The sequence below is a fragment of the Agromyces flavus genome, from assembly GCF_900104685.1.
In the GTDB taxonomy this organism is placed as follows: domain Bacteria; phylum Actinomycetota; class Actinomycetes; order Actinomycetales; family Microbacteriaceae; genus Agromyces; species Agromyces flavus.
In genome coordinates, this window is the sequence record NZ_LT629755.1 from 1,967,699 (window position 1) to 1,981,326 (window position 13,628).

The window sequence follows — 13,628 nt, forward strand, 5'->3', positions numbered from 1 at the left end:
GGCATGAAGCTCGGCAGTCCCGACCTGGCCACGCTCGGCCACCGCATCCGCCACTACCGCGGCGAACGCGGCCTCACCCTCGACCAGCTCGGCGACCGCGTCGGCCTCGCCGGGAGCCAGCTCTCCCTCATCGAGAACGGCAAGCGCGAGCCCAAGCTCTCGACGCTCGACGCGCTCGCGACGGCGCTCGAGGTCGACATGTCCGACCTGCTCTCGCGCGAGGCGCCGAGCCGCCGCGCCGCGCTCGAGCTCGAGCTCGGGCGCGCCCAGTCCAGCCCGCTCTACGCCACCCTCGGACTGCCGCACGTCAAGCCGTCGCGCGGCATGAGCGACGAGTCGCTCGAGGCGATCGTCGGCCTGCACCGCGAGCTCGAGCGTCGCGCGGGCGAGGCGATCGCGACGCCCGAGGAGGCGCGCCGCGCCAACACCGACCTGCGCGAGCGCATGCGCGACCAGGCGAACTACCTGCCCGAGATCGAGGACCTCGCCGAGGAGCAGGTGCGCGCCGCCGGGCACCGCTCCGGCGCCCTCACGCACCGCGAGGTGAGCGTCATGGCCGAGCGACTCGGGTTCCAGCTCATCTACGTCAACGACCTGCCCGACTCGACGCGGTCGATCACCGACCTGGCGAACGGCCGCATCTACCTGCCGCCCGCGTCGATCCCGGGGGGCCACGGCCTGCGGTCGATGGCCCTGCAGGCCATGGCGCACCGGTTGCTCGGCCACACTCCTCCGGCCAGCTACGACGAGTTCCTGTGGCAACGACTCGAGATCAACTACTTCGCGGCGGCGGCGCTCATGCCGCAGGACGCGTCGGTCGCGTTCCTGCAGGATGCGAAGAAGGACAAGCGACTCGCGATCGAGGACTTCCGCGACGCGTTCGGCGTGACGCATGAGGCGGCGGCGTTGCGGTTCACGAACCTCGCCACGAGCCGGCTCGACATGACCGTGCACTTCCTGCGGGTGAACGGCGACGGCGCGCTGCTCAAGGGCTATGAGAACGACGGCCTGCCGCTGCCGACGGATGTCACGGGGTCGATCGAGGGCCAGTGGGTGTGCAAGAAGTGGAGCGCCCGAACGGCGTTCGAGCACACGAACCGCACGACCGAGAACTACCAGTACACCGACACGCCCGCCGGCACGTACTGGTGCGCGACGCAGACCGGCCGAACGGATGCCGCGGAGTTCTCCATCACGATCGGCGTGCCGTTCAGCCAGGCGAAGTGGTTCCGCGGGCGCGAGACCACCGTGCGCGCGAGTTCGACGTGCCCCGACGAGTCGTGCTGCCGACGCGCGCCGAACGAACTGGCGGAGCGGTGGTCGGGCCACGCGTGGCCGAGCGCACGCCTGCACGCGCACGTGCTCTCGCCGCTGCCGTCAGGCACGTTCCCGGGTGTCGACGACGCCGAGGTATATGCGTTCCTCGAGGCGCACGCCGGCGAGTAGGCGGCGAGCGGCACGTACATCGTGATGCGCCATCCGTCATCGCGCGTGTTGCAATAGTGTGCGACGCACAGTACAGTGCCTCACATGAGCATGGATGACACCACCTCCGGCCACCTGCAGGAACTGCGGCGCGGCACGGTCGTGCTCGGCTGCCTGATCAGGCTGCGCGAGCCCGACTACGGGTACGCCCTGCTCGAGGCGCTCAACGGCATCGGCATCACAGTCGACGCGAACACGCTGTACCCGTTGCTCCGGCGCCTCGAGAAGCAGGGCCTCCTGACGAGCGAGTGGAACACCGACGAGGCCCGGCCACGCAAGTTCTACCGCACCAGCCCGGCGGGCGAGCAGCTCGCCGGCGTCCTCACCGCCGACTGGAAGAACATCGACCGGGCGCTGACCCGGCTCACCTCGGGAGACGAACGATGAGCGAACCGACGCCCACCCTGACCGACCGCTACATCTGGGCCGCCGCTCGCCGGATGCCCGAGACGCAGCGCGCCGAGTTCGGCCGCGAGCTGCGCGAACGCATCGGTGATGAGGTCGACGCCCGCCTCGCCGACGGCACCGCCCCGGCCGACGCCGAGCGCGCCGTGCTCGTCGAGCTGGGCGACCCCGACGCGCTCGCGGCCGACTACGCCGACCGGCCGATGCAGCTCATCGGGCCGCGCTACTTCCTGGCTTGGAAGCGGCTGCTCACCCTGCTGTACGCGATCGTGCTGCCGATCGCCGGGGCCGGACTGCTGCTCGCGCAGTTGCTCGCCGGGGCACAGCCCGGCGAGGTCGCCGCCAGCGTCGTGTCGACCGTGCTCGCACTCGTGGTGCACCTCGCATTCTGGGTCACGCTGGTGTTCGCGATCCTCGAACGCTCGCCGAAGACGCAGGACCTCGCCCCATGGACGCCCGAACAGCTCCGCGAGCTTCCGGATGCGGGCCGGTCGGGTCGCCTCAGCGACCTCATCGCGTCGCTCGTGTTCCTGACGCTCTTCGCCGTCGTGATCCTGTGGCAGCAGGCGGTGCCGTTCGCCTTCGGAGCCGCCCAGGCGATGCCGATCCTCAACCCCGACCTGTGGTCCTTCTGGCTGCCGTATTTCCTCGTGCTGATCGTGCTCGAGATGCTCTTCGCGATCGCGATCTACGTGAAGGGCTGGAACTGGTGGCTCGTCGCAGCGAACGTCGTGCTCAACGTCGCGTTCACGGTGCCGGCGCTCTGGCTGTTCGCCACCGGCCAGTTGTTCAATCCCGAGTTCCTCGACGTCATCGGCTGGCCGTGGGGCGAGGGGTCCGACGTCACGACGATCGTGCTCGTGGTCGTCTTCGTCGGCGTCGCGATCTGGGACGTGATCGACGGCGTCGTCAAGACCGTGCGCGGTCGCGGCGGGTCGGCGCTCGCGCTCGGCCGGGTCTGAGTCGGGCGGGCGGATGCCGCGGGGTTCGTCGGCCCCGCGGCATCCGCTGTCTCACGACTACTTCGGCTGCATCCGGATCGCGCCGTCGAGGCGGATCACCTCGCCGTTGAGCATCGGATTCGCGATGATCGAGCGGACCAGTGCGGCGTACTCGGCCGGGTGCCCGAGGCGCGACGGATGGGGCACCTGCTGCTCGAGCGACGTGCGGACCTCGTCGGACATGCCGGCCATCATCGGCGTCTCGAAGATGCCGGGCGCGATCGTGACGACGCGGATGAGCAGCTTCGAGAGGTCACGTGCGATGGGCAGCGTCATGCCGGCGACCGCGGCCTTCGACGCGGAGTAGGCGGCCTGTCCGATCTGCCCGTCGAACGCGGCGACCGACGCGGTGCTCACGATGACGCCGCGCTCGCTCGTCGCCGGCCCGCCCGGCACGCCGGCCGACACCGGCTCGGTCGCGGCCATCGCGGCCGCCGCGAGCCTCGTCACGTTGAACGTGCCGATGAGGTTGACCCGGATGGTGCGCTCGAACGCCTCGAGGGGCGCCGGACCGTCGCGGCCCACGGTCCGGTTCGCGGTGACGATGCCCGCGCAGTTCACCGCGACCCGTAGCGGCCCCACGGCCGACGCCGCGTCGACGGCCGTCTGCACCTGCGCCTCGTCCGCGACATCCGCCGGCACGAACCGGGCGAGGTCGCCCAGCTCGGCCGCCGCCTGCTCGCCTCGGGGGCCGGGCAGGTCGACCAGCACGACGTGCGCGCCGCCGTCGACGAGGGCCTGCGCCGTCGCACGCCCCAGTCCTGAAGCGCCGCCGGTGACGATCGCGGATGCGCCGCTGAGTTCCACGTGTCGGGTCCTTTCGTCGGGTGAGTGAGCTCGGACGAGCTCAGAGTCGTTCGATGATCGTCGCGTTGGCCATGCCGCCGCCCTCGCACATGACCTGGAGGCCGTACGTGCCGTCCGTGGCCTCGAGCTGGTTGACGAGCGTCGTGAGCAGGCGCGTACCGCTCGACCCCAGGGCGTGCCCGAGCGCGATGGCGCCGCCGCGCGGGTTGAGCTTCGAGACATCCGCCCCCGTGTCGGCGAGCCAGGCGAGCGGGACCGACGCGAACGCCTCGTTCACCTCGTAGGCGTCCATGTCGTCGTGGGTCAGGCCCGCGCGCTCGAGCACCTTCGCGGTCGCCGGGATCACCCCGGTGAGCATGTACAGCGGGTCGCTGCCGACGACCGAGAACGCGCGGAAGCGGGCGCGCGGCTCGAGCCCGAGCCGCTCGGCGGCGTCGGCGCTCATGATGAGCGCGGCCGACGCGCCGTCGGTCAGCGGCGAGGAGTTTCCCGGGGTGATGTTCCACGAGACATCCGGGAATCGCTCGGCGAGCGCGTCGGTGCGGAACGACGGGTTCAGGGCCGCGAGCGAGTCGACGGTGGTGCCGGGACGGACGGTCTCGTCGACGAGCCGGTCGACCCCGGAGACGGGAACGACCTCGGTCGCGAACGCGCCCGACTCCCCCGCCTCGGCGGCGAGCGCGTGCGAGCGCGCCGCGTACCCGTCGAGCTCGTCGCGCGAGAAGCCCCACTTCGCGGCGATGAGCTCGGCGGAGACGCCCTGGTTCACGAGGCCCTCGGGGTAGCGCGCGCGGAGGCGCGAGCCGAACGGGTCGGCGCCGGCCGCGCTCGACCCGAGCGGCACACGGCTCATCGACTCGACGCCGCACGCGATCACGATGTCGGCCTGGCCGGCGAGCACGGCCTGCGCGGCGAACGTCGCCGCCTGCTGGCTCGAGCCGCACTGCCGGTCGATCGTCGTGCCGGGCACCGACTCGGGGAAGCCGGCGGCGAGCAGCGCGTTGCGGGTGACGTTGTACGACTGCTCGCCGATCTGGCTGACGCAGCCGCCGATCACGTCGTCGACGAGGGCGGGATCGAGGTCGTTGCGGTCGACGATCGCGGTGAGCACGCCCGCGAGAAGGTCGACGGGGTGCACGCCGGAGAGCATGCCGCCCGGCTTGCCGCGCCCGACGGGGGTGCGGATCACGTCGATGATCACGGCGTCGTGGGTCATGCCTTCAGCCTACGGCCGCGCAGGACTCAGCCGACCTCGGCGACCTCGGGCACGGCCGCGGCGACGACCTGCTCGACGCGCACCGGCTGCCGCTCGGGCAGCACGCGCGGGTGAACGCCCGACATGGCCTCGATGACCCGCACGACCTGGCACGAGTAGCCGTACTCGTTGTCGTACCAGACGTAGAGCACGACGTCGGTGCCGTCGGCGATCGTGGCCAGGCCGTCGACGATGCCGGCGCGGTTCGATCCCACGAAGTCGGTCGAGACCACCTCGGGCGACTCGATGTAGTCGACCTGCTGGCGAAGCGGCGAGGTGAGCGAGACCTGGCGCAGGTACGCGTTCAGCGTCGCCTTGTCGGTCGGCCGCTCGAGCTGCAGGTTCAGGATGGCGAGGCTCACGTCGGGCGTCGGCACCCGGATGGCGCTCCCGGTGAGCTTGCCCTGCAGCTCGGGCAGTGCCTTGGCGACGGCCTTCGCGGCACCCGTCTCGGTGATGACCATGTTCAGCACGGCGGACCGACCGCGCCGGTCGCCCTTGTGGAAGTTGTCGATGAGGTTCTGGTCGTTCGTGAACGAGTGCACGGTCTCGACGTGGCCGCGCACGATGCCGTACGCGTCCTGGATCGCGGCGAGCACGGGAGTGATCGCGTTGGTGGTGCACGAGGCCGCCGACAGGATGCGGTCGTCGGTCGTGATCGCGTCGTGGTTGATGCCGTGGACGATGTTCTTGATCGCACCCTTGCCCGGAGCGGTGAGCAGGACGCGCGCCACGCCCTTCGACTCGAGGTGCCGCCCGAGGCCCGCCTCGTCGCGCCAGCGGCCGGTGTTGTCGACGACGATCGCGTCGGAGATGCCGTGGGCGGTGTAGTCGATCGTGCCCGGGTCGTCGGAGTAGATCACCTGGATGAGCGTGCCGTTCGCGAGAATGGTGTTCGCCTCCTCGTCGACGGTGATGGTGCCCTGGAAGGGACCGTGCACCGAGTCGCGACGCAGCAGGCTGGCGCGCTTGGCGAGGTCGTTCTCGCTGCCCTTGCGCACGACGATCGCGCGAAGGCGCAGGCCCTGGCCGCCGCCCGCGTGGGCGATGAGGATGCGGGCGAGCAGGCGCCCGATGCGGCCGAAGCCGTAGAGCACGACGTCGGTGCCGGATGTCGCGGGCTCGCCGCCCTCGACGAGGACCGGCGCGAGCTCGGACCGCAGGAAGTCGACGAGGTCGGTGCCCGGCGCGGCGGTGTGGAAGCGCGCGACCAGGCGGGCCACGTCGATCGACGCGGGCGAGGGTTCGATCTCGGCGAGCGCCTCGAGCACGCGCATGGTGTCGTCGAGCGCGAGCTCGACGTCGCCGGCCTGGCGGGCGAAGCGGTGCGCCTTGAGCAGGTCGACGGTCGAGGCGTTGATGAGCCGGCGGCCGTGGATGGAGGTCACCACCCCGTGCCGTCGGTAGAGGCCGCCGATGAGCGGGATCATCCGCTCGGCGAGCTCCTCTCGGGCGATCCATTCCTCGCGGCGGGTGTCGAACTCGTGGCTCACGTCATGCCCTTCTCGGCCGCGCGCGATGGTGGGCAGCGTCGACCGCACTCAAGTTGGGGATGTTCAGATGGTACCGGCCCGGATGAGCGGGAAGGGCGTACACGGTGGTACCTCGGGCCGCTGCCAGTGTACTCGACGTCGATACGGGGGACGTCGTCGGCCAGGGCGATCAGGCCACGTCGTCGTCGACGAGCGCGATGTCGTACACCGCGACGCGCTGCGGAACCCCGTCGAAGGCCGCCGCACGGGCATCGGACGCGAGGTACTCCTGCTCGAGGGCGCGGAAGGCGGCGGCGTCACCGGGCGCACTCACGGCCCACACGAACTGGTTCCCCTCGCGGATGCCGTACGCGAACTCGATCGTGAAGCCCGCGGAGGGCCGCACGCGCGGCATCCACTCCTCCCACCACGCCACGAAGGCGTCGTACTCCCCGTCGACGAGCGTGTACCGGCGCAGTTGGATCGTCTTCACGCGAGCCATTCTGCCGTGCGGGTCGAGGGGATGACGCACCGCATCCCTGCGCGGTCGGTCAACCGCGGCGCACCGCGCGACAAGCCCGCGGGCGACCGCCTGCCTAACGTGGACGGCCACGACTCGATGTGGAGGAGACCATGACCATCGACACCCCGACCGGCGTTCTCGAGGCGCCCTACGCCGACCTGCTCGACGCGATCACGCCCGAGACGGGCGAGGTCCGCGACATCCTCGACCCGGCGACCGGCGAGCTGATCGGCCGCGCGCCGGTGCACACGGTCGAAGACCTCGACCGCGCCGTGGCCACCGCCCGGGCCGCACAGCCGGCGTGGGCGGCACTCGGGCACGAGCGTCGCAGCGAGCTGCTGCTCGCCGCCGCCGACGCGATCGACGCGAACGCCGAGGCGCTCGCGCACCTGCTGTCCCGTGAGCAGGGCAAGCCGCTCAACGGCCCGAACGCCCGCTTCGAGGTGGGCGGGGCATCCGGATGGATGCGCGCCGCGGCCGCGACGCCGCTCGAGACCGAGGTCGTGTTCGACGACGGGCAGACGCACGCCGAGCTCACCTACCGCCCGATCGGCGTGGTGGGTGCGATCGGGCCGTGGAACTGGCCCCAGATGATCACCGTCTGGCAGATCGCGCCGGCGCTGCGCATGGGCAACACCGTCGTGGTCAAGCCGTCGGAGTTCACGCCGCTCAGCGTGCTGGCGCTCGTCCACGTGATCAACAGCGTCCTGCCCGAGGGCGTGCTTCGCGTCGTCAGCGGCGGCCGCGACGTGGGCGCCGCGCTCTCGACGCACCCCGAGGTCGGCAAGGTCATGTTCACGGGCTCGACCGCGACGGGCAAGGCGATCATCCGCAGCTCGGCCGACACGGTCAAGCGCCTGACCCTCGAGCTCGGCGGCAACGACGCCGGCATCGTGCTGCCCGACGTCGACCCGAAGGCCATCGCCGAGGGCCTGTTCTGGGGCGCCTTCATCAACACCGGGCAGACCTGCGCCGCGCTGAAGCGCCTCTACGTGCACGAGGACGTCTACGACGCCGTGTGCGACGCGCTCGTCGACGTCGCGCGGGCCATGCCGATGGGCGTCGGCCTCGACGAGCAGAACGTCCTCGGGCCGCTGCAGAACCGGCAGCAGTTCGAGATCGTCGACCGTCTCGTCGAGGCGGCCAAGGCGTCGGGCGCTCGCGTGCTGCTCGGCGGCGAACCCGACCGCGACCAGCCGGGCAACTTCTACCCGACGACGCTGATCGCCGACATCCACGACGGCGCCCCGCTGGTCGACGAGGAGCAGTTCGGACCGGCGCTGCCGATCATCCGCTACCGCGACCTCGACGAGGTGATCGAGAAGGCCAACGGCACCGATGTGGGCCTGGGTGCCTCGGTCTGGTCGTCCGACCGCGAGCGCGCCCGCGCCGTCGCCGCCCGCATCGAGGCCGGCACGGTGTGGATCAACTCGCACGGCGCCGTGCACCCCATGGTGCCGTTCGGCGGCGCCAAGCAGTCGGGCTACGGGCTCGAGTTCGGCGTCGAGGGCCTGAAGGCGCTCGGCGTGCCACAGGTGATCAACGGCTGACGCCTCCGATCGCCACGACACGGCGGCCGCCCGGGATGCATCCGGGCGGCCGCCGCCGTCGTCCCCCGTATCGTGGAGGGCGAGCGAACCGACACCCGGGAGAGGCCATGCCGAAGATCGTCGATCACGACGAGCGACGACTCTCGATCGTGCATGCGACGTGGCGGCTGATCGCCGCGAAGGGCTTCCGCGCCACGACGATGCGCGAGATCGCCAAGGCGTCGGGCGTCGCGAACGGCGGCCTGTCCCCGTACTTCCGGAACAAGGAGGAGCTGATCGGGGCGACGTTCGAGCATGTCTTCGAGGCGACGAACGAGCGCTTCGCCGCGGTCCGCGCCGATCTCGAGGGACTGCCCGCCCTGCGCGCGCTCATGCTGCAGATCTTCCCGCTCGACGAGGAGCGGCTGCTCGAGGCGCGCATCGTGATCCCGTTCTGGGAGTACGCGGCCAACGAGCCCGAGCTGCTCGCCCTGCACGAGCGCACGATGCAGCAGTGGCGCGGCGAGATCTCCGACCACCTCGAGACCGCCAAACGGCTCGGCGAGATCCGCGACGACGTGGATGTCGCGCGCTCGACCGACCTCTTCATGGCGCTGCTCGACGGGGTCCAGGTCGTCGCGGTGGTCTCACCGGGCACGTCCTCGGCCGACCGCCTCACGGGCCTGCTCGACGGCTACCTCGATCTGCTGCGCTGACGTCGCTGGGGCGGATGGCGCTGATGCGCGCCATCCGCCCCGGATCGGATCCGTCGCTCAGTGCGCGTGGCCCGAGCACGTGCAGGCCCCCGTGGCGCAGTCGCACGAGCCGGCGGCCTCGGACGCACCGTGCCCCGCGACATCCGCGTGGCAGGCCATGCCCATCGACTCGGAGGACGGCACGTTCAGCGTGGGGTTGCGGTCGAAGAAGCCGTAGGGCTTGAGCGTGAACTTCGCGTAGTCGACCGGCATGACCGGCCAGTCCTCGACGCGCGGGAAGTGCGTCGGGCCGAACGTGTGCCACACCACGAGGTCCTCGCCGTCGATCGAGCGGTCGGCGGCGGTGTAGCGCGGAAGGCCATCGCCGCCCGGGTTCTGGTTCACGAGGTCGCCCGCGGGGTACCGCTCGTCCTGCGCGTAGCGCGTGACCCAGAGGTGGTTGCGCGTGAAGCCGGCACGCTTGGCGATGACCGACTCGGGGTCGGCCATGAGCGTCGGCAACCCCTGCGCCAGCAGCTCGTAGGCGACGGGCTGGCCGAGCCGGTTCGTCTTCTCGGTGTTCACGATGTGCCAGGCGCGGCCCACGCTGAGGTCGGCATCGCGAACGCCCTCGGACTCGGTCCGCAGGCGCGTGCGCTTCTTGGTGAACGCGTTGCCGTACTCGTTCCCCTCGCCCATCGGCACGCGCACGGCGTCGACCTCGTCGACCGCATTGGCGACGCCGTCGACCATCATGTCGAGGCGCGCGCTGAAGAGGTGCTGGTGGTAGGGCGCACCGAGCCCGGGCGCGACCTGGCTGGCGTAGTCGCCGGCCTCGGGATCGTAGGCCGAACTGAACAGCACGCCGGTGAGCTTGGCCTCGCACTCGATCGTGCCGTCGAGGTAGAGGTACCAGTAGAACCCGTAGTCGTAGTTGCCGACGGTCGTGAAGAAGCTGATCACGAGGCGGCGCTGACGGCGCACCTCGTTCGAGCCCGTGTAGATGTCGGTGTGCTTCCAGAGGGTGCCGTAGTCCTCCTCGTGCATGCAGATCGCGTTCGGGATGACGCGGGGGTTGCCGAACTCGTCGGCGAGCGTCGCGTCGAAGTAGCGGATCTCGCCGAGGCAGTCGCACCCGAGCACGAGCGAGTTGGCGTAGCGGCCGAAGACGTACTCGCCGGTGTCGAAGTAGTTCTGCCAGAATCTCGCGGGCGACGGGTCGCCGTAGGGCACCACCATCTCGGCGATGGACGCGCGGTAGATGATGTCGCGCTCCTCGCCGCCGTGGTCGGCATCGGCATAGCGGATGCGGCGCAGCACGAGCCCCTCGCGCGCGTCGAACGCGATCGAGAACCGCCAGTTCGCCCACGAGACCTGGTCGCCCTCGACGGTGAAGCTCGGCCCCTCGGGCTGGGTGATCGCGATCGGCTTGAGGGTGTCGAGCGGCGCGCCCTGCACCTCGGGGTCGTCGAAGTTCCCGCCCTCGGCGGGGATGTCGTAGACCTTGTGGTCGACGAGCTTGAACATGCGGCCCTCGACCATGTCGACGTAGGCGCACAGGCCGTCGACCGGGTGCGCCCAGCAGTGGTCCTGCTCGTACTGCCGCATGAAGGCGAGCACGCGGATGACGCGGCGCCCGCGCTCGTCCTCGAAGCCGTACTGCCCTGCCGACAGCGGCGCGAGCGCGACCTGGTCGTGCGCGATGCCGCGCTTGGCGAGCGCCGCGTGCCACTCGTCCTCGGCGCCGAGCATGTCGGAAATGGCCTCGAACTCGACGTCGAGGATCGGCAGCTGGCCGTTCGCGCCGTCGATCTCGTCGGCACGGAGCACGGCGTGCTCGGTCAGCGAGACGCGCGCGTCGTGCGCGGCGCCGGTGGCCTGGTCGAGGAGCAGGGCACGGATGACGCGGGGCAGGTCGCCGCCCGCGAGCACGTGGGCCTTGTCGGGCTCATCGACGCCCACGTAGACGAAGCGCGTGGTCTCGGCGACGAGGCCGGCCTCGGCGAGGATCGCGCGGGTCTCGACGATCTCGTCGGCGTCGATGCCGCGGAGCGGATCGGCGGGCCCGATGGCGGAAGCGGATCGCGCGGGGCGAGCGGTCGCGGTGGCGGAGTGCGAGTGATGGGCCTGAGCGGCTGACAACGTCGTCATGCTGGTTCCTTTTTCTCTACGTTCGTTGAATAATAGCTTGCGATCACGAGACAGGGAAGTCCGGAGATGAGCGAACTCGCACACGGCGCGATGCTGGTCGGCGCACTGGGGGGTGCGGCCTGCGCGGTCGGCGGCCGTCGCACGGCCCTCGACGTCGCGGCATCCGCGGCCATGCTCGTCGCGATGACCGACATGGCGTTCACCCGATTCGTCGCCGCACTGGCGTGGACCGCGGTGCTCGCCGGCTTCGGCATCGCGCTCGGCACCCGCCTGCGGCCGACTCGCGGCGCGCACGGAGCCCCGCTCTCCCCCGGACGCCGCGGACACGCGCTGCACCGGGCGCTCGCGTTCATCGTGGGCGCCTGGGCCTTCGTCGCCGCCGACGGTGGATCGGGCGCCGGCGCATCGGAGGCGGGCCACGCCCATGCCGGCACGGAGCTGCTGTTCGTGGCGGCGACGATGGCGATGACGGCCTTCGGCGGATGGCTCGTGGCTGTGGAGCTGCGGAACCGCCGACGGGCTCGGAGCTCCGGGCCGGCCGACGGATCGCGCGGATGGGCCCGGCACGCGGCCGAGGCGGCGAGCACGACCGTCATGCTCGCCGCCATGGCCGTTCCGGGTGTGCTCGCCGCCCTCGCCTAGATCCCGCGGTGCGGCTCGTGGTCGAACGCGGCGGCTTCGGCCTCCTCGATGCCGTGACCGATGTTGCGGTACAGCGCGGGGTCGCGGCGACGGAGCACGAAGGCCCAGATCACGCCGAGGATGCCGGGAACGATGAGCAGCGCCGGCAGCACGAACGTGAGCGCCGAGGGCTCGGTCTGGCCGAGCAGCACGTCGAAGTTCGCGACGATGAGCACGAACACCGTGAACAGCACGATCGCCGCGATGGTCGGCGCGACGACGGCCGCCCAGGTGCTGACACCGCGGCGGTCGCGCCGGAAGAAGCCGATCACGGCGATGGCGATGATGCCCATGAGCAGCACGAGGCCCATGGCGCCCGTGTTCGTGAGCCAGGTGAACATCGTGAGCACCGGGTAGAGGAACTCGACCGGCGCGAAGTCGGCCTTGAGCCCGAGCCCCTCGCCTGCGATGACGAACGCGAGGGTCACGACGATCGCGATGACGCTCTGCGCGACCGAACCCGCCCACGGCGCGCGCGACCCGGTGCGAACCGCACCGAGCCCACGGTGGATGACGCCCTCGCGACCCAGCGAGTAGAGGTAGCGCGCCACCGCGTTGTGGAACGACTGCAGCGCCGCGAAGAGGCTCGTGAGGAACAGCACCTGCATGATGTCGCTGATGATGACGGGCGCGTGCTCACCCATGAACGCGAACATGAGGTCGGGTCCCGCCGTCGCCGACGCTTCGACGATGTTCGAGGGGCCGATGCCGACCGTGAAGGCCCACGCGCTGAAGGCGTAGAACAGGCCGATGATCGCGACGGCCGAGTACGTGGCGCGCGCCACCGTCCGCTTCGGGTCCTTCGCCTCCTCGCCGTAGATGGCGGCCGACTCGAAGCCCATGAACGCCGCGATGCCGAACGCGAGCACCGCGCCGACGCCGGGCACGAAGAGGTTCGCGGGCTGCAGGGCCGCGGTGCTGAGTCCCTCGGGCGCGACCGCCAGCGAGACCAGGTCGAAGACGAGCACGGCGACGAACTCCAACGCGACGAGCGCACCGAGCACCTTCGCAGAGAGGTCGACGCGGTTCACGCCGAGGACGCCGACGATCACGATGCAGACGAGGATCCAGAGCCACCACGGCGTGACGATGCCGAACTTCGTCTCGAGGAACATCGAGGCCTGGAAGCCGAACAGGCCGTAGATGCCGATCTGCATCGCGTTGTACGCCACCAGCGCGACGAGCGACGCGCCCACGCCGAACGGCCGGCCGAGCCCCTGCGCGATGTACGCGTAGAACGCGCCGGCGTTCGTCACGAACCGGCTCATCGCCGCGTAGCCGACCGCGAACACGGCGAGCGCGGCGGCCAGCAGGATGAACGAGAGCGGCACGCCGATGACGCCCGTCACGGCGAAGGTCGTGGTCACGCCGCCGGCGACGACCGTGAGCGGCGCCGAGGCCGCGATGATCATGAAGGTGACGGATGGCACGCCGAGGCGGCGGTGACCGAGGTCACCGGTGGTCGTCGGCGGCGGCATCGTCGGCGCTGAGGTCATGGCAGGAGCCCTTCGTTGGGTCGGAGCGAAGCCGGGGCAGCCTCGCACGATGCCCGCCATCATCGTCCCGCATCATGGTGACCGATTGTCGGTGTGCGAACGCCCCTTGTCCATGGCTGCACGACCCG

General features: G+C 70.8%; 12 protein-coding genes. 6 read left to right on the forward strand and 6 right to left on the reverse strand.

The window, feature by feature from the left end:
- Positions 1-3: 3 nt before the first annotated feature.
- The 3 genes from BLT99_RS09255 to BLT99_RS09265 all read left to right on the forward strand — a co-directional run bounded on the left by BLT99_RS09255 (position 4) and on the right by BLT99_RS09265 (position 2,852).
- Complete coding sequence (locus BLT99_RS09255; RefSeq protein WP_092671377.1) at positions 4-1,446, forward strand: helix-turn-helix domain-containing protein; 1,443 nt, start codon at positions 4-6, stop codon at positions 1,444-1,446.
- 90 nt (positions 1,447-1,536) lie between these two features.
- Positions 1,537-1,872: a PadR family transcriptional regulator gene (locus BLT99_RS09260; RefSeq protein WP_197675544.1), complete on the forward strand. Its 336-nt coding sequence runs from the start codon at positions 1,537-1,539 to the stop codon at positions 1,870-1,872.
- Positions 1,869-2,852, forward strand: a complete 984-nt coding sequence (locus BLT99_RS09265; RefSeq protein WP_092671382.1) for a permease prefix domain 1-containing protein — start codon at positions 1,869-1,871, stop codon at positions 2,850-2,852. Before BLT99_RS09260 ends, BLT99_RS09265 begins: the two co-directional genes overlap by 4 nt.
- Before the next feature lie 57 nt (positions 2,853-2,909).
- Here the strand turns inward: BLT99_RS09265 and BLT99_RS09270 are convergent, their stop codons facing one another.
- From BLT99_RS09270 to BLT99_RS09285, 4 genes are all read right to left on the reverse strand, one after another.
- Positions 2,910-3,698 (reverse strand): 3-hydroxyacyl-CoA dehydrogenase, encoded by a 789-nt coding sequence (locus BLT99_RS09270; RefSeq protein ID WP_092671385.1) that lies wholly within the window; start codon positions 3,696-3,698, stop codon positions 2,910-2,912.
- Between the two features lie 40 nt (positions 3,699-3,738).
- Entirely contained in the window at positions 3,739-4,914 is a 1,176-nt protein-coding gene (locus BLT99_RS09275) for a thiolase family protein (RefSeq protein ID WP_092671388.1), read from the reverse strand.
- Positions 4,915-4,940: 26 nt separating this feature from the next.
- The gene (locus tag BLT99_RS09280; protein ID WP_092675970.1) at positions 4,941-6,446 is read right to left on the reverse strand and encodes a glyceraldehyde-3-phosphate dehydrogenase; all 1,506 of its coding nucleotides are present in this window, start codon (positions 6,444-6,446) and stop codon (positions 4,941-4,943) included.
- A 169-nt stretch (positions 6,447-6,615) separates the two neighbouring features.
- Entirely contained in the window at positions 6,616-6,918 is a 303-nt protein-coding gene (locus BLT99_RS09285) for a hypothetical protein (RefSeq protein WP_092671391.1), read from the reverse strand.
- Between the two features lie 140 nt (positions 6,919-7,058).
- Between BLT99_RS09285 and BLT99_RS09290 the strand changes: the two genes are divergently transcribed.
- Both BLT99_RS09290 and BLT99_RS09295 read left to right on the forward strand, forming a co-directional pair.
- Positions 7,059-8,498, forward strand: coding sequence for an aldehyde dehydrogenase family protein (locus BLT99_RS09290; RefSeq protein ID WP_092671394.1), 1,440 nt, complete (start codon positions 7,059-7,061; stop codon positions 8,496-8,498).
- A 107-nt stretch (positions 8,499-8,605) separates the two neighbouring features.
- Positions 8,606-9,193, forward strand: a complete 588-nt coding sequence (locus tag BLT99_RS09295) for a TetR/AcrR family transcriptional regulator (protein WP_092671397.1) — start codon at positions 8,606-8,608, stop codon at positions 9,191-9,193.
- A gap of 57 nt (positions 9,194-9,250) precedes the next feature.
- Here BLT99_RS09295 and BLT99_RS09300 read toward each other — a convergent pair whose 3' ends face one another.
- On the reverse strand, positions 9,251-11,323 hold the full coding sequence (locus tag BLT99_RS09300; protein WP_092671400.1) for a primary-amine oxidase: 2,073 nt from the start codon (positions 11,321-11,323) through the stop codon (positions 9,251-9,253).
- Positions 11,324-11,389: 66 nt separating this feature from the next.
- Between BLT99_RS09300 and BLT99_RS09305 the strand changes: the two genes are divergently transcribed.
- A complete protein-coding gene (locus BLT99_RS09305) occupies positions 11,390-11,965 on the forward strand; it encodes a hypothetical protein (protein WP_092671403.1) in 576 nt (191 codons plus the stop codon).
- Here the strand turns inward: BLT99_RS09305 and BLT99_RS09310 are convergent.
- On the reverse strand, positions 11,962-13,500 hold the full coding sequence (locus tag BLT99_RS09310; protein ID WP_092671406.1) for an APC family permease: 1,539 nt from the start codon (positions 13,498-13,500) through the stop codon (positions 11,962-11,964). The two genes, BLT99_RS09305 and BLT99_RS09310, sit on opposite strands and share 4 nt — an antisense overlap.
- Between the last annotated feature and the right edge of the window lie 128 nt (positions 13,501-13,628).

Coding starts and splice junctions, on each gene's coding strand:
- BLT99_RS09255 (WP_092671377.1), top strand. CDS start 4: ATGAAGCTCGGCAGTCCCGACCTGGCCACGCTCGGCCACCGCATCCGC.
- BLT99_RS09260 (WP_197675544.1), top strand. CDS start 1,537: ATGGATGACACCACCTCCGGCCACCTGCAGGAACTGCGGCGCGGCACG.
- BLT99_RS09265 (WP_092671382.1), top strand. CDS start 1,869: ATGAGCGAACCGACGCCCACCCTGACCGACCGCTACATCTGGGCCGCC.
- BLT99_RS09275 (WP_092671388.1), bottom strand. CDS start 4,914: ATGACCCACGACGCCGTGATCATCGACGTGATCCGCACCCCCGTCGGG.
- BLT99_RS09290 (WP_092671394.1), top strand. CDS start 7,059: ATGACCATCGACACCCCGACCGGCGTTCTCGAGGCGCCCTACGCCGAC.
- BLT99_RS09295 (WP_092671397.1), top strand. CDS start 8,606: ATGCCGAAGATCGTCGATCACGACGAGCGACGACTCTCGATCGTGCAT.
- BLT99_RS09300 (WP_092671400.1), bottom strand. CDS start 11,323: ATGACGACGTTGTCAGCCGCTCAGGCCCATCACTCGCACTCCGCCACC.
- BLT99_RS09305 (WP_092671403.1), top strand. CDS start 11,390: ATGAGCGAACTCGCACACGGCGCGATGCTGGTCGGCGCACTGGGGGGT.
- BLT99_RS09310 (WP_092671406.1), bottom strand. CDS start 13,500: ATGACCTCAGCGCCGACGATGCCGCCGCCGACGACCACCGGTGACCTC.